The organism is Streptomyces sp. NPDC093600 (assembly GCF_044764755.1).
GTDB lineage: Bacteria > Actinomycetota > Actinomycetes > Streptomycetales > Streptomycetaceae > Streptomyces.
The window spans coordinates 11,808-26,405 of sequence record NZ_JBIWIU010000017.1 but is presented as its reverse complement, the minus strand read 5'-3'; the positions used below and the strand labels follow the sequence as shown (position 1 = coordinate 26,405).

Below are 14,598 nucleotides of genomic sequence, written 5' to 3'. Positions count from 1 at the left end.
CGGGTGCCAGTGCTTCTAGCGTCTCGTCTGCGGAAGGTACTAAGCGGTCGCTCATGTGGTCGGCCGCGGCGTGTGGGCCGCACACCAGGGATGATCCAAGGGCGAGGAGAATCAGCATGTCCACCACCGAGCAGCGCGTAGCCGTCGTCACCGGCGCGGCGCGGGGCATTGGCGCCGCGACCGCGGTACGGCTGGCCGCCGAAGGCCGCGCCGTCGCCGTACTCGACCTCGACGAGGCTGCCTGCAAGGACACCGTAGAGAAGATCACCGCCGCGGGCGGCACCGCCCTCGCCGTCGGCTGCGACGTCTCCGACAGCGCCCAGGTGGAGGCGGCCGTCGCGCGGGTCGCCACCGAGCTCGGCGCGCCGACGATCCTCGTCAACAACGCCGGCGTGCTCCGCGACAACCTGCTCTTCAAGATGTCCGAGTCCGACTGGGACACCGTCATGAACGTGCACCTCAAGGGCGCGTTCCTGATGGCCAAGGCCTGCCAGAAGCACATGGTGGACGCGGGCTTCGGCCGGATCGTCTCGCTGTCCTCCTCCTCGGCGCTCGGCAACCGCGGCCAGGCCAACTACTCCGCCGTCAAGGCCGGACTGCAGGGCTTCACCAAGACCCTGGCCAAGGAGCTCGGCAAGTTCGGCATCACCGCCAACGCCGTCGCTCCCGGCTTCATCGTCACCGAGATGACCGCGCAGACCGCCGAGCGCGTCGGCATGGGCTTCGAGGAGTTCCAGGCCGCCGCCGCCTCCGCCATCCCGGTCCAGCGGGTCGGCAAGCCGGAGGACATCGCCAACGCGATCGCCTTCTTCACGGGCGACGACGCCGGCTTCGTCTCCGGCCAGGTCCTGTACGTGGCCGGCGGCCCGCTCAACTGACGCACTGACGCACCGACGCGCGAGCGGAGAAGGAGACGTACATGAGCACCAAGGAACTTCCCGAACTGTCCGGCAAGGTCGCGCTGGTGACCGGAGCCAGCCGGGGCATCGGCTACGGCGTGGCCGAGGCGCTGGTCGCCCGAGGCGACCGGGTCGTGATCACCGGCCGCGGCGAGGAGGCCCTCAAGGAGGCCGTGGAGCGCCTCGGCGCCGACCGGGTGGTCGGCGTGCCGGGCAAGGCCCATGACGAGGCCCACCAGGCCGCCGCGGTCGAGGCGGCGATGGACGCCTTCGGCCGGGTCGACTTCCTGGTCAACAACGCCGGCACGAATCCGGTCTTCGGGCCGATCGCCGAACTCGATCTGAATGTGGCCCGCAAGGTCTACGAGACCAATGTGATCTCCGCACTCGGGTTCGCCCAACAGACCTGGCGCGCCTGGCAGAAGGAGCACGGCGGGGCGATCGTGAACATCGCCTCCGTCGCGGCGATCTCCGCCTCGCCCTTCATCGGCGCGTACGGAATGAGCAAGGCGGCCATGGTCAATCTGACCCTTCAGCTGGCGCACGAATTCGCGCCCGCCGTGCGGGTCAACGCGATCGCCCCGGCCGTCGTGAAGACCAAGTTCGCCCAGGCCCTCTACGAAGGCAGGGAGGCGGAGGCGGCGGCGGCGTACCCGCTCGGCCGGCTCGGCGTCCCCGAGGACATCGGTGGGGCGGCCGCCTTCCTCACCTCCAGCCAGTCGGACTGGATCACCGGCCAGACTCTCGTGGTCGACGGCGGTATTTTCCTGAACGCCGGAGTCGGGTGACCGATATCCGGACACTTTCCGGAATAACTGCCCGGATTGGCCCCGATTGCGCGTCGAATGCCTCAAGTGCCCCGCCCGGGTCGAACGTTGACCTGGCGGGGTGCTGCGGTATGGTCGGCCGACCCATGGCTGAACGAGGAGCGTGCACGTGTTCAACCGGACCAGTCTGCAGGCCGCTGCAGCCCTTGCGTCCATATCCCTGGTATCCGGATGCAGCCTGTTTTCGGACGGTGAATCCGCCGGGGAGCAGAGAATCGTCGTCGGGACGACGAGTTCTCCCACCACGCTTGATCCGGCCGCGGCCTGGGACAACTCCTGGGAATTGTTCCGGAATGTCTTCCAGACGCTGGTGAGCTTCCCGACCGGCAGCACGACTCCGCAGCCCGACGCCGCCAACTGCGAATTCAAGGACACGGCCAGCCGCATCTTCGAGTGCAAGCTCGTCGAGGGCCTCGCCTTCTCCAACGGGCACAAACTGGACGCCAAGGCCGTCCAGCACTCCATCGAACGCATCCGGAAGATCGACGTCGACGGCGGCCCCAGCGGCATGCTCGGCTCCCTCGACAAGATCGAGGTCGCGGACGACCGCACGGTGGTCTTCCGGCTGAACAAGCCCGACGCGACCTTCCCCTTCGTCCTCGCCACCCCCGCCATGTCGCTCGTCGACCCGGCCGAGTACCCCGCCGACAAGCTCCGCGAGGACGGCAAGCTGGTGGGCTCCGGCCCCTACGTCCTCGACGAGTACGAGGAGGGGGAGAAGGCGGAGCTGACGAAGAACCCCACCTACAAGGGCTTCGCCGACTCCAAGAACGGCGGCGTGACCATCCGGTACTTCAAGGAGTCCGAGCCGATGGTCGCCGCGCTGAAGGCGAAGGAGATCGACGCCACCTACCGCGGTCTGACCGCCGAGGAGGTCGTCGACCTGCAGTCCAACAAGGACGAGAACAAGGGTCTCCAGCTGATCGAGTCGACCGGCGCCGACATCCGCTACCTCGTCTTCAACGGCCAGGACCCCTCGGTCGCCAAGGCGCCCGTCCGCAAGGCGATCGCCCAGCTCGTGGACCGCGACGAACTCGTCGCGAAGGTGTACCAGGGGACGGCCGAGCCGCTGTACTCCATGGTCCCCAAGGGCATCGCGGGACACACCACCGAGTTCTTCGACCGCTTCGGCGAGCCCAGCGTGAGCAAGGCCCGCGCCATCCTGAAGAGCGCCGGGATCACCGAGCCGGTGGCCCTCGACTTCTGGTTCACCACCGACCGGTACGGCTCCTCCACCGCGCCGGAGTTCGCCGAGCTCAAGCGGCAGCTGGAGGCGTCCGGCCTGTTCCAGGTCACGCTCCACAGCAAGCCCTGGAAGGAGTTCCAGACGGGCTACCAGAAGGGCCAGTACCCGGTCTTCGGCCGCGGCTGGTTCCCCGACTTCCCGGACCCGGACAACTTCGTCGCCCCGTTCGTGGGCAAGCAGAACGTGCTCGGAACGCCGTACCTGCGTCCCGAGATCACCGACCAGCTGCTCCCGAAGTCCCGGCGCGAGAGCGACCGCGGGGCGGCCACGGACGAGTTCAAGAAGGCCCAGAAGCTCATGGTGGAGGACGTCCGGCTGCTGCCCCTGTGGCAGGGCAAGCTCTACATCGCGGCCAGCGAGGACATCGGCGGCGCCGAGCGCGCGCTCGACCCGCAGACCGTCATGCAGATGTGGGAGCTCAGCCGCAGGGCCAGCTGGTAGGAGGCCGGCCCGCCGGGAACCGGCGGGTCGCCCGCGCGGAGGCGTTGTCAGTGGCCCCCGGTAGGTTCTGTGATCATAGAGATACCGGCCTACCGGAGGTTGTTGAACGTGACCGACACCGACATGCTGCCCGAGTCCTGGCGCGACGTCCTCGGTGAGGAGCTGCAGAAGCCGTACTTCAAGCAGCTCACCGAGTTCGTCGAGGACGAGCGGGCCAAGGGGCCGGTCTATCCGCCGCGCGAGGAGGTCTTCGCCGCCCTGGCGGCGACGCCGTACGACAAGGTCAAGGTCCTGATCCTCGGACAGGACCCGTACCACGGCGAGGGCCAGGGGCACGGCCTCTGCTTCTCCGTGCGGCCGGGCGTGAAGACCCCGCCCTCCCTGCGCAACATCTACAAGGAGATGAAGGAGGAGCTGGGGCACCCCGTGCCGGACAACGGCTATCTGATGCCGTGGGCCGAGCAGGGCGTCCTGCTGCTCAACGCCGTGCTCACCGTCCGGGCCGGCGAGGCCAACTCGCACAAGGGCCAGGGCTGGGAGAAGTTCACGGACGCGGTGATCAGCGCGGTGGCCTCGCGGAAGGACCCGGCGGTCTTCGTCCTGTGGGGGAATTACGCGCAGAAGAAGCTTCCGCTGATCGACGAGGAGCGCCATGTGGTGGTGAAGGGCGCGCATCCCTCGCCGCTGTCGGCGAAGAAGTTCTTCGGCTCCCGCCCCTTCACCCAGATCGACGCGGCGATCGCGGCCCAGGGCCACGAGCCGATCGACTGGCGGATCCCGGACCTCGGCTGAGCCCGCCCGGCTGACAGGCTCGGGGTCCCGCCCGAGCCTGTGCCGGATCCGTGACGGCTGCGGTTAGCGTCGGGTTCTCGGGACCCAGAGCGCGCGGAGGCCGCAGTGACGGAGCAGCAGCAGGTGTCGGACGACGGCGTCCTGACCAGGATCGGGCAGACGATGATGCTGCTCCACGCCGGCGACCGCGAGGAGGCGCGCAACCGCTTCGGGCAGCTGTGGGAGCAGATCGGCCTGGACGGCGACCCGGTGCACCGCTGCACCCTCGCGCACTACATGGCCGACGCGCAGGACGACCCCGACGCCGAGCTGGCCTGGGATCTGCGCGCCCTGCTCGTGGCCGAGGGGCTGGGGGAGGAACGGCCGGCGCGGCATGACGCGACGGCCGCGCTGCGGGCCCTGTACCCCTCGCTGCATCTCAATCTCGCCGCCGACTATGTGAAGCTGCGGCGGCCCGACGCGGCGCGGGTCCATCTGGACCGGGCCCGCGCGGCATCGGCCGTCCTCGACGACGACGGTTACGGCAACGGGGTGCGCGCCGCGATCGCGCGCCTGGAGGCACGGCTCGGCTCCGGATGAGAGCGGCGTCCTCCTCGGCTGCGTCATGCCCTGCGTCATAGCGCGTCGCGGGGTCAGTGACCGTGCGCACCCCGGCAGATCTTCGCCTCCTGGCTGCCGGGTCGCCAGCCGCCGTACCGCTCGCCCAGGTCGCAGACGTCACCGCGGGAGTGGGGCGGCTCCGGCCACTTGGGCGGCTTGGGCGGCTTCACACCGGGCTTGTCCCTCTTCTGCTTCGGTACGGACGAGCGCGGTTCGCCGCCCTTGCGCGCGTCGGACCCGGCGCTCCGCTTCCGCTCCCCGGAACCGGCGCGCGGCGCCGGCGGTTCCGGGGCGGGGAGCGCCGCTTCGAGGGCCTCACGGGCCGGTCCCTGGACGATCTGCGGCGCCACGTCCTGGGTGGGGCGGCTGATCTCCCGGGGCTGTTCGGGGGCCGGTGGCGGCGTCTCCACCGAGACGCAGCCGGAGAGGGCGGCGACCGCCATCCCGACCAGGACCTTCGCTGTGGTTCTCGTTCCATGCACCCGCGCAACTCTGCTGGCCGGGCGGTGATCTTCGCGCCCCTACTCGCCAGGAATGCCCCGCACGGGTGACGGCCACGGCCGGTCGTCCTGCCGGGCTCAGTCGCCGGTCGCTCCGTCGATCCGCTCGCGCAGCAGATCGGCGTGGCCGTTGTGGCGGGCGTACTCCTCGATCATGTGGGTGTAGATCCAGCGCAGGTTGAACCGCTCGCCGCGACGGGACTTGCGGGCGCTCAGATCGTCGAGGCCGTGGGCCGCCGCGATCGCGCGGGCGCGCTCGATCTCCTCCTGCCAGGTGGCGTACGCGTCCTGCCAGGTGTCGGACTCGGTGACGTGGATGTCACCGTCGGGGTCCTCCTTCGTGCTGTAGATCCGGGTTGTCTCCTCTCCGGCCAGGGTCCGGCGGAACCAGCCGCGTTCGACCTCGGCCATATGCCGGACGAGACCGAGCAGACTGAGGTCCGAGGGCGGTGCCGAGGCCGTGCGCAGCCGGGTGTCGTCGAGTCCCTCGCACTTCACGGCGAGCGTCGCGCGGTGGTACTCCAGCCAGCCCTCCAGCATCTCCCGCTCGCCCGCGGTGATCGACGGCATGGTGCGTTCGACGGTGGTCCCGGCGCTGTCGTCGCTCTCGGCGCCTTCGGTGCTTCCGGTGCTTCCGGTACGGTCCGCAGTGGTCATGCGTTGCATCGTCGCCGACGATCGCGCGCGGTGCCAGGGAGTTGCCCCCCGTATGCTGACCCGCGCGAACGGCACACCCCTCACCGGCAGCGGCACGACGACCACGGTCAACGGAACACCGGGCCCGTCGGACCGCGCCTCGACCAGCGCTAGGAGACCCCGTGAAGGTCGGCTGCATCGGACTCGGCGACATCGCGCAGAAGGCCTATCTCCCCGTCCTCGCCACCCTCCCCGGCGTCGAGCTCCATCTCCAGACGCGTACGTCCGCCACCCTGGCGCGGGTCGCCGACGCCCATCATGTGCCGGCCGCCCGCCGCCACGGCGACCTCGACTCGCTGCTCGCGGCCGGCCTCGACGCCGCCTTCGTCCACGCCCCGACCGCCGTCCACGCCGAGATCGCCACCCGGCTCCTCGAAGCCGGCGTGGCCACCTACGTCGACAAGCCGCTGGCCTACGAGTACGCCGACTCCGAAGCGATCGTCGAACTGGCCGAGAAGCACGGGGTCAGCCTCGCCGTCGGCTTCAACCGCCGCCTGGCACCGGCGTACGCGCAGTGCCTGGAGCACCCGCGGGACCTGATCCTCCTGCAGAAGAACCGGATCGGGCTGCCCGAGGACCCGCGCACCCTCGTCCTCGACGACTTCATTCACGTCGTCGACACGCTGCGCTTCCTGCTGCCCGGCGAGGTCGAGCACACGGACGTACGGGCTCGCGTCCGCGACGGGCTGATGCACCACGTCGTGCTCCAGCTCTCCGGCGACGGCTTCACCGCCATCGGCATCATGAACCGGATGAACGGTTCCACCGAGGAGATCCTGGAAGTCTCCGGGCAGGACACCAAGCGCCAGGTCCTCAACATCGCCGACGTCGTGGACCACAAGGGGCAGCCGACGATCCGCCGCCGCGGGGACTGGGTCCCGGTCGCCCGCCAGCGCGGGATCGAACAGGCCGTGATCGCCTTCCTCGACGCCGTACGGGCGGGCAGGCGGCTCAGCGCACGGGACGCGCTGCTGACCCACGCGCTGTGCGAGCGCGTGGTACGCGAGTCCCTGACGCAGGCCTCCTGAGCGAGCCCATGCCCTCGGCGGCGCAGAGCACGGCGAGGACGACGAGCGCGCCCCAGAGCGGCCAGTCGCCGTGGCGCACGTATCCGGTGGTGGTCCCGGACAGCGGCAGCTCGTGCACGACGGCCGCGCTCGTGTCGGTCGACAGGGGCACGCCGACGCGCCGGCCGTCGGGGGCGTAGACCGCGCTGACGCCGGTCAGTGTCGCGTGCACCACCGGACGGCCGGTCTCCGCCGCGCGCAGTGCCGCCAGCGACGCGTGCTGCGCGGGCGCCCAGCTGTCCTGGAAGGTCGACGTCGCCGACTGGACGATCAGCAGCTCGGACCCTTCGCGGGTCAGCCGACGGCTCATGTCGGGGAACGCCGACTCGAAGCAGACGAGGGGGCCGATCCGCAGCGCCGGACGGCCGTCCTCGGCCGACAGGGCCATCACCACCGGCGCGCTGCCCCGCCGGCGGTCCTCCGCCGCCGCCTTGCCGACCGACGTCACCCAGCCGAGCACTGTCCGGGCCGGGATGTACTCACCGAACGGCACGAGCCGCATCTTGTCGTACCGGTCCCCGGTCGGACCGTTCTCGCCGATCAGGACACTGCTCTTGAAGATGCCGGGCCGGTCCGAGCGGCGGGCGTCCACATTGACCAGGAGCGGCGCGTCCACCGCCCGGGAGAGCGCGGTCAGCCGCGCGGCGAGGTCGGGCCGGGCGGTCAGATCGGCGCCGACGCTGCTCTCGCCCCAGACGACCAGGTCGAGACCCCGGCCCGCGAGGCCCCGTGTGAGCTCCTCGCCGCGGGCGAACCTCCGCTCGGCGCCACCGGAGCCGTCGAACACCCCGGGCTGGACGACGGCGACCCGTACCGTCCCCTGTTCCTGTGGGGGGCCGACCCCCCACCACACCACGCCCAGGGTGAGGGCACACACCACGAGTCCGACGAGGGCGGTGAGACGTGTGGACGCGGCCGACACCAGGAGGACCACCGCGGTGTTCACCGCCACCACCAGCAGGGTCACCAGCCAGACACCGCCGACGGAGGCGAGCCGCAGGGCGGGCGCCACCTGCCACTGGCTGGCGCCGAGCAGCCCCCAGGGGCCGCCCAACCCCTCCCAGGACCGGACGAGTTCGATCAGCAGCCAGCCGGAGGGCAGGACGAGGAGCGCGGCGGCGCGCGGACCCGGAGGCCCGTCCCCGAGCATCGCCCGCGCCAGCCACCCCCAGGGCACCCACAACAGCCCGAGCAGAGCGGCCAGGACGAGAATGAAGACGTGCAGGCTCGGCGTCAGCCAGTGGTGCACGGCCAGTACGAAACCGACGCCGCCCAGCCAGCCCTCCAGGGCGGCCCGGCGCGCGGTCGGAGCCGTACGGAGCAGCAGCAGCCACGGGACGAGCGCGACGTAGGCGAGCCACCAGAGGGAGGGCGCGGGGAAGGCGAGCGCGGGCACCGCCCCGAAGGCGACGGCGAGCGCGGAGCGTGCGGCGGAACGGCGCGACACCCACGGGGGACGCGGCGCGGCACCGGAGGTGGCCCCCGGCGCCTGGAGCTCCGCTGCCCCGGACCCTCCGGGGCGGCGCCGGCCGAACGGAATCCGCATCCCACGCCTCCAGGTCCCGCGCCTTCGGCTGTTGCCTCCAGTGTGCGCGTGCGGCGCTACGCGCGGCGCCATTTCTCGCGTACGACCACCGAACGGAGTCGCCAGCCCGCGTCCGTACGCAGCAGGTCGAAGGCGTACCGCCCGCCGCACACGAAGTCCTCGCCGGACTCGAACCGCATCGGGTTCACATAGTCGGCGCGCACGTCCGCGCTGTCGCCCGGATACCCGCCGAGGTCCTGGATGCGGACGCGCCGGTTCACGATGAGGTGCTGCCGTACGGGAAAGAGCCGCATCGTCTCGGCCAGCCAGTCGGCGACCTCGGCGGCGGGGCCCTCGACGCCGCCCGACCCGCGGTAGTCGGCTCGGCCGTCGCGGGCGAACAGCGCCCGGTAGCCCGCCCAGTCGGAGTCGTCCACGGCCACCGCGTACCCGGTGATCAGGTCGTCGATGGCCAGCCGGTCCATCACGGTCGCGAGATCCACGCGCTGCGTCATCGGCTCAGTCTCGGGCAGGAAGCGCCCCAGGGCCAGGGGCCGTGCGGCGGTCCCGGCTTCAGGCGGCCTCCCAGCGGTGCGGGCGACCGCCGCGCCACTCCACCAGCTGGGGGTCGTCCAGGATCATGTCGGCGTCCTCGAGCCCCGCGCGGCGCAGGAACTCGACCAGGTCGGTGTCGTTGTGCGCGAGGCCCAGGATCTCCCCGCGCACGGTGACGCGCCGGCCCCCGCCGGGGGAGGGGCGGTGCACGACGATGGGCGGTTGCCAGGCCATGGTTCCAGGGTGCGACGCGCTCCCGAAGATCGCCTGGTGGCGGGGCGCGTCCCGGACGCACGGGGTGTGAACGGCACGGCCGAAGGGGCGCAATCAGCCCGCCGACTCGCCCGCGTGGGGGCTGAGCACGTCCGTGCCCACGAGGACGAAGAGCAGGATGCCGAGGAGGATCCGGTAGATCACGAACGGCATGAAACTCTTGGTCGTGATGAACTTCATGAACCAGGCGATGACGGCGTATCCGACCACGAACGCGATGACCGTCGCGAAGATCGTCGGGCCCCAGGAGACGTGCCCCTCGCCCGCGTCCTTCAGTTCGAAGACGCCGGAGGCCAGCACGGCGGGGATGGCGAGCAGGAACGAGTACCGGGCCGCCGCCTCGCGGGTGTAGCCCATGAGCAGACCGCCCGAGATCGTCGCGCCGGAGCGGGAGACACCCGGGATCAGCGCCATCGCCTGGCAGAAGCCGAAGATCAGGCCGTCGCGCACGCCGAGATCCTGGAGCGTCTTGCGCTCGCGGATCGCGCGGTGGCGTCCGCCGATCTCGTCGCGGGCCGCCAGCCGGTCCGCCACGCCGAGGACGATGCCCATCACGATGAGGGTCGTCGCGATCAGCCGCAGATCACGGAACGGGCCCTCGATCTGGTCCTTGAAGGTGACGCCCAGAACGCCGATGGGAATGGAGCCGACGATGACCAGCCAGCCCATCTGGGCGTCGTGGTCGCGCCGCATCGACTTGTCGCGCAGCGAGCGGAACCAGGCCGAGACGATCCGCGCGATGTCCTTGCGGAAGTAGATCAGGACGGCCGTCTCCGTGCCGATCTGGGTGATCGCGGTGAAGGCCGCGCCCGGGTCGTGCCAGCCCGCGAACGCCGCGGTGAGGCGGAGGTGCGCGCTGGAGGAGATGGGAAGGAACTCCGTCAGCCCCTGGACGAGTCCGAGGATGAATGATTCGAACCAACTCATGGGGCTAGGGCCGTCCCGAATGTGCTCGTGCGGTCAGAAGAGATCGGGACGAGGCCGCCACACGGGTGACGCCACGAGCCCGCGGCGGTCGGATCGGAGATCCACCACCGGTCGCTGCGCAGCGTACCGCCCTCAGGTGACGGGGCCGATCTCAGGTCTCCCAGGCACTGTCCGGGCAGTGCCCGCGGAGGCACGCCCGGTGGGGACTTCCGCGAGCTGCCGGGCGATCACCGGTGTTCCGCCGCGCCCGCCCCCGCGAGAGCGCGCTCCGGCGCGGGAACGGAGGCGGCGTCGCCCGTCCTGCGCAGGCCGTGGCGCTTGCGCCAGGCGACGACCGCCGCGACCAGGCCGGACACGACGATGAACCCCATCGATATCAGGAAGGCGGGCGAGGTCGGGGAGCCGGCCTGGCTGCCCGCCACCACGTACGCCGCCGTGTTCGGGATCGATCCGAGCCCCGTGGCGAGGAGGAACGGCGCGTAACCCATACGGGAGACCGCCGCGCAGTAGTTGGCGGCGGCGAACGGAATCCCGGGGAAGAGCCGGATCGCCAGCATCGAGCGGAACCCGTGCCGGCTCAACTGCCCGTCCACCACCTTCAGCCAGCGCCCCCGCAGCAACGGCCGCAGCGCGTCCTGCCCCAGCAGCCGCCCGAGCGTGAACGAGATCCCCGCCCCCAGGACGGTCCCCGCCACCGCCGCCACCAGCCCCGCCTGCGTGCCGAAGAGCGCGCCCGCCGCCAGGTTCAGGATCGGCCGGGGCACGAACGCCGCCGTGCACAGCCCGTACGCGAGGCCGAACAGCACCACCGCCCCCGCGCCGCTCACCTGCGGCGGCCAGCCCGCGGCGAGCAGGCGCTGCGGCTCGTACAGCACCACCGTCGTCGCCGCGCTCAGCAGCAGCACGGCGAGCAGGGACAGCCGCGACCAGGGCGAGAGCAGGGCCCGGGAGCAGCGGAGAGCGAGAGAGCCCGGCGGCCGGGTGACGGGGTCGAGCATCCGGGGAGACTAACCGACAAGCACATGTGATCGCCGTAACGCGCGTCATCCGCCGTACTGTGAGACGTATGACGTCCGCCGTCCCCGACAGCGCTCTCGCCGACACCCTGCTGGCCCGCCTCACGGAGACGTACGCCGCCGCCGGCGATCCCGTCCGGGCGCGGCAGGCGAGCGCGTACATGAAGGGCGTCGCTCCGTTCCTCGGCATCCCCACCCCGGAACGGCGCGCTCTGTCCCGTACGGTCCTGGCCGGCACCCCGCGCCCCGGCGAGGACGACTGCGCGGCCGTCGCGCTGCGCTGCTTCGCCCTCCCCGAGCGCGAGTACCACTACTTCGCCGTCGACTATCTGCGGCGGCACGTGAAGCGCTGCTCCTCCGGCTTCCTGCCCGTCGCCCGGCGGCTCGTGACCACCAGCTCCTGGTGGGACACGGTCGACCACCTCGCCGCACACGTCGTCGGCGGACTCGTCGCCGCCGACCGGGCGCTCGCGGCCCGCATGGACGCGTGGATCGACGACGACGACCTGTGGGTGGCGCGCACCGCACTCCTGCACCAACTCCGGTTCAAGGACGCGACCGACACCGAGCGGCTCTTCGCCCACTGCCTGCGCCGGGCCGGCCACCCCGACTTCTTCATCCGCAAGGCGATCGGCTGGTCCCTGCGCGAGTACGCCAAGACCGACCCCGACGGGGTACGCGCCTTCGTCGAGGAGAACCGGCACCGCCTCTCGCCCCTCTCCGCGCGCGAGGCGCTCAAGAACCTGCCCCCTTCCTGAGGGCCGGAGCGAAAACCGTGCGACGCCGGACGTCCGCACCCGCAGGCTCCCGCAGCCCGAAAATCGTTCGACGGCGGCGGTCCGCCACGACATGATCGTGGGCATGTTCCGGTACGCCTTCCTCGCAGCACGGCCCGCAGACGCGGCCGCGCCGAAGGCTGCCGCCGACTCCGGAGCGGCTCCTGTCGCCGCTTCCTTCGCCACCCTTGACGGCGCCCGAAGCTGACCCTCCCCGGATCGTCCGGCGGACCCCGTAGGGGGAGGGTCGGTCCGGCCCCGGGGTCCCCTCACGCTTCGAGCTCAAGGAACGAGCGAACCATGCCCAAGACGGCATACGTGCGCACCAAGCCGCACCTGAACATCGGCACCATGGGCCATGTCGACCACGGCAAGACCACCCTGACCGCCGCCATCACCAAGGTCCTCAGCGAGCGCGGGACCGGCACCTTCGTGCCGTTCGACCGCATCGACCGCGCGCCCGAGGAGGCCCAGCGCGGCATCACCATCAACATCGCGCACGTCGAGTACGAGACCGACACGCGGCACTACGCCCATGTCGACATGCCCGGCCACGCCGACTACGTCAAGAACATGGTCACGGGCGCGGCCCAGCTCGACGGGGCGATCCTCGTCGTCTCCGCGCTCGACGGGGTCATGCCGCAGACCGCCGAGCACGTCCTGCTGGCCCGTCAGGTCGGCGTCGACCACATCGTCGTCGCCCTCAACAAGGCCGACGCCGGGGACGAGGAGCTGACCGACCTGGTCGAGCTGGAGGTACGCGAGCTGCTGACCGCGCACGGCTACGGCGGCGACTCCGTCCCCGTCGTACGCGTCTCCGGGCTCAAGGCCCTGGAGGGGGACGCGCGGTGGACCGGGGCGATCGAGGCGCTCCTCGACGCCGTGGACACGTACGTGCCGATGCCGGTGCGTTATGTGGAGGCGCCCTTCCTCATGTCCGTCGAGAACGTGCTCACCATCACCGGGCGCGGCACCGTCGTCACGGGCGCGATCGAGCGGGGCACGGTGCGCGTGGGCGACCGCGTGGAGGTCCTCGGCGCGGCCACCGAGACGGTCGTCACCGGCGTCGAGACCTTCGGCAAGCCGATGGAGTCGGCGGAGGCGGGGGACAACGTGGCGCTGCTGCTGCGCGGAGTCCCACGGGACGCCGTCCGCCGAGGCCATGTGGTGGCGGCGCCGGGCAGCGTCGTGCCGAACCGGCGGTTCACCGCCCAGGTGTACGTCCTGTCGGGCAAGGAGGGCGGTCGTACCACCCCGGTCTCCACCGGCTACCGGCCGCAGTTCTACATCCGGACCGCGGACGTCGTCGGCGACGTCGACCTCGGCGAGAGCGCGGTGGCGCGTCCCGGCGAGACGGTCACCATGACCGTCGAACTCGGCCGTGACGTACCGCTGGAGCCGGGTCTCGGCTTCGCGATCCGCGAGGGCGGCCGCACGGTCGGCGCCGGCACGGTCACGTCCGTCGGCTGAGCCGGCCCCGCCGAAGACCGGAGGCCGTGTCCCGTTCCCGGCGGGACACGGGCCTCACCGGCCGCGCCCGGCGGGCTCCGGCCGCCGCCCGCGCGGAAGCGGCCGGAGCCCTGTGGGCACAATGAGAGCGTGAACGAGCAGATCCCCGTCATCCGGGACGTCGACCAGGGCACCGCCCGGCTCATGCCCGATGTCGACCGGGAGCGGGCCTGGCTGCTCACCGTCGACGACGCGCCCCAGTCGTACATCGACCTGGACGAGCCGACGCATCTCGAGTTCGAGTACGCGCGCCGGCTCGCCCATGTGCTCGACAGCGCCGCCGACGAGGGGGCGCCCCTCGACGTCCTGCACCTCGGCGGCGGGGCGCTCACCCTGCCCCGCTACGTCGCCGCGACCCGTCCCGGCTCCCGCCAGGACGTGGTCGAGGCGGACCGGGGACTGCTCGCCCTGGTCACCGAGCACCTTCCGCTGCCGGCCGGCTCGGGCGTCACCGTGCACGGGGCGGACGCCCGTGCCTGGCTGGAGGCCGCCCCGGCAGCCTCGGCCGACGTGCTGATCGCCGACGTCTTCGGCGGCTCCCGGGTTCCCGCGCATCTGACCTCGGCGGAGTACGCGCGTGCGGCCCGACGGGTGCTGAGGCCGGGCGGGACCTACGTCGCCAACCTGGCCGACGGCGCGCCCTTCGCCTTCCTCCGCTCCCAACTGGCCACCTTCGCCGCCTTCTTCGGGGAACTGGCCCTGATCGCCGAACCGGCCGTGCTGCGCGGCCGCCGCTTCGGCAACGCCGTCCTCGTCGCCTCCGACGCGGAGATCGACACCGCCCGCCTGGCCCGCCGCACGGCCGCGGACGCGTTTCCGGCCCGGGTGGAGTACGGCGCCTCGCTCGCCCGCTTCACCGGCGACGCCCGGCCGGTGCACGACGAGGACGCGGTGCCCTCGCCCGTACCACCGGACGGCGCGTTCAGCATCGGCTGAGGCATCGGCTGAG

Annotated in this window: 16 protein-coding genes; 9 read left to right on the top strand and 7 right to left on the bottom strand. The window is 71.6% G+C overall.

Annotated features, from left to right (window positions below; all coding sequences use genetic code 11):
• The first annotated feature begins 116 nt into the window (after positions 1–116).
• The 5 genes from fabG to ACIRB4_RS29415 all read left to right on the top strand — a co-directional run bounded on the left by fabG (position 117) and on the right by ACIRB4_RS29415 (position 4,784).
• Positions 117–878 (top strand): 3-oxoacyl-ACP reductase FabG, encoded by a 762-nt coding sequence (gene fabG, locus ACIRB4_RS29435; protein ID WP_403295408.1) that lies wholly within the window; start codon positions 117–119, stop codon positions 876–878.
• A 41-nt stretch (positions 879–919) separates the two neighbouring features.
• Positions 920–1,687, top strand: coding sequence for an SDR family oxidoreductase (locus ACIRB4_RS29430; RefSeq protein ID WP_403295406.1), 768 nt, complete (start codon positions 920–922; stop codon positions 1,685–1,687).
• A gap of 148 nt (positions 1,688–1,835) precedes the next feature.
• Positions 1,836–3,413: an ABC transporter substrate-binding protein gene (locus ACIRB4_RS29425; RefSeq protein ID WP_403295404.1), complete on the top strand. Its 1,578-nt coding sequence runs from the start codon at positions 1,836–1,838 to the stop codon at positions 3,411–3,413.
• A gap of 108 nt (positions 3,414–3,521) precedes the next feature.
• Positions 3,522–4,205: a uracil-DNA glycosylase gene (ung, locus tag ACIRB4_RS29420; RefSeq protein ID WP_403295403.1), complete on the top strand. Its 684-nt coding sequence runs from the start codon at positions 3,522–3,524 to the stop codon at positions 4,203–4,205.
• 105 nt (positions 4,206–4,310) lie between these two features.
• The gene (locus tag ACIRB4_RS29415) at positions 4,311–4,784 is read left to right on the top strand and encodes a hypothetical protein (protein ID WP_403295402.1); all 474 of its coding nucleotides are present in this window, start codon (positions 4,311–4,313) and stop codon (positions 4,782–4,784) included.
• 53 nt (positions 4,785–4,837) lie between these two features.
• Here ACIRB4_RS29415 and ACIRB4_RS29410 read toward each other — a convergent pair whose 3' ends face one another.
• Positions 4,838–5,287: a hypothetical protein gene (locus ACIRB4_RS29410; protein WP_403295400.1), complete on the bottom strand. Its 450-nt coding sequence runs from the start codon at positions 5,285–5,287 to the stop codon at positions 4,838–4,840.
• 96 nt (positions 5,288–5,383) lie between these two features.
• On the bottom strand, positions 5,384–5,875 hold the full coding sequence (locus ACIRB4_RS29405; protein ID WP_403295536.1) for a DinB family protein: 492 nt from the start codon (positions 5,873–5,875) through the stop codon (positions 5,384–5,386).
• A gap of 248 nt (positions 5,876–6,123) precedes the next feature.
• Here ACIRB4_RS29405 and ACIRB4_RS29400 point away from each other — a divergent pair, with 248 nt between their 5' ends.
• Positions 6,124–7,029, top strand: coding sequence for a Gfo/Idh/MocA family protein (locus ACIRB4_RS29400; protein ID WP_403295398.1), 906 nt, complete (start codon positions 6,124–6,126; stop codon positions 7,027–7,029).
• On the opposite strand, the gene lnt is transcribed toward ACIRB4_RS29400, so the two are convergent.
• The 5 genes from lnt to ACIRB4_RS29375 all read right to left on the bottom strand — a co-directional run bounded on the left by lnt (position 6,953) and on the right by ACIRB4_RS29375 (position 11,346).
• Entirely contained in the window at positions 6,953–8,614 is a 1,662-nt protein-coding gene (gene lnt, locus ACIRB4_RS29395; protein ID WP_403295396.1) for an apolipoprotein N-acyltransferase, read from the bottom strand. The genes ACIRB4_RS29400 and lnt overlap by 77 nt on opposite strands.
• Positions 8,615–8,670: 56 nt before the next feature.
• Entirely contained in the window at positions 8,671–9,108 is a 438-nt protein-coding gene (locus ACIRB4_RS29390) for a nuclear transport factor 2 family protein (RefSeq protein WP_403295394.1), read from the bottom strand.
• A 58-nt stretch (positions 9,109–9,166) separates the two neighbouring features.
• A complete protein-coding gene (locus tag ACIRB4_RS29385; RefSeq protein WP_403295392.1) occupies positions 9,167–9,382 on the bottom strand; it encodes a hypothetical protein in 216 nt (71 codons plus the stop codon).
• A 93-nt stretch (positions 9,383–9,475) separates the two neighbouring features.
• The gene (locus ACIRB4_RS29380; protein WP_403295390.1) at positions 9,476–10,348 is read right to left on the bottom strand and encodes an undecaprenyl-diphosphate phosphatase; all 873 of its coding nucleotides are present in this window, start codon (positions 10,346–10,348) and stop codon (positions 9,476–9,478) included.
• A 227-nt stretch (positions 10,349–10,575) separates the two neighbouring features.
• Entirely contained in the window at positions 10,576–11,346 is a 771-nt protein-coding gene (locus tag ACIRB4_RS29375; protein ID WP_403295389.1) for a TVP38/TMEM64 family protein, read from the bottom strand.
• Between the two features lie 68 nt (positions 11,347–11,414).
• On the opposite strand from ACIRB4_RS29375, the gene ACIRB4_RS29370 reads away from it, so the two are divergent.
• The 3 genes from ACIRB4_RS29370 (at position 11,415) to ACIRB4_RS29360 (ending at position 14,585) form a co-directional block, all read left to right on the top strand.
• Positions 11,415–12,122, top strand: coding sequence for a DNA alkylation repair protein (locus tag ACIRB4_RS29370; protein ID WP_403295388.1), 708 nt, complete (start codon positions 11,415–11,417; stop codon positions 12,120–12,122).
• 318 nt (positions 12,123–12,440) lie between these two features.
• Positions 12,441–13,610, top strand: coding sequence for an elongation factor Tu (gene tuf, locus ACIRB4_RS29365; protein WP_403295387.1), 1,170 nt, complete (start codon positions 12,441–12,443; stop codon positions 13,608–13,610).
• Positions 13,611–13,739: 129 nt separating this feature from the next.
• Positions 13,740–14,585: a spermidine synthase gene (locus tag ACIRB4_RS29360; protein ID WP_403295386.1), complete on the top strand. Its 846-nt coding sequence runs from the start codon at positions 13,740–13,742 to the stop codon at positions 14,583–14,585.
• Positions 14,586–14,598 lie beyond the last annotated feature (13 nt).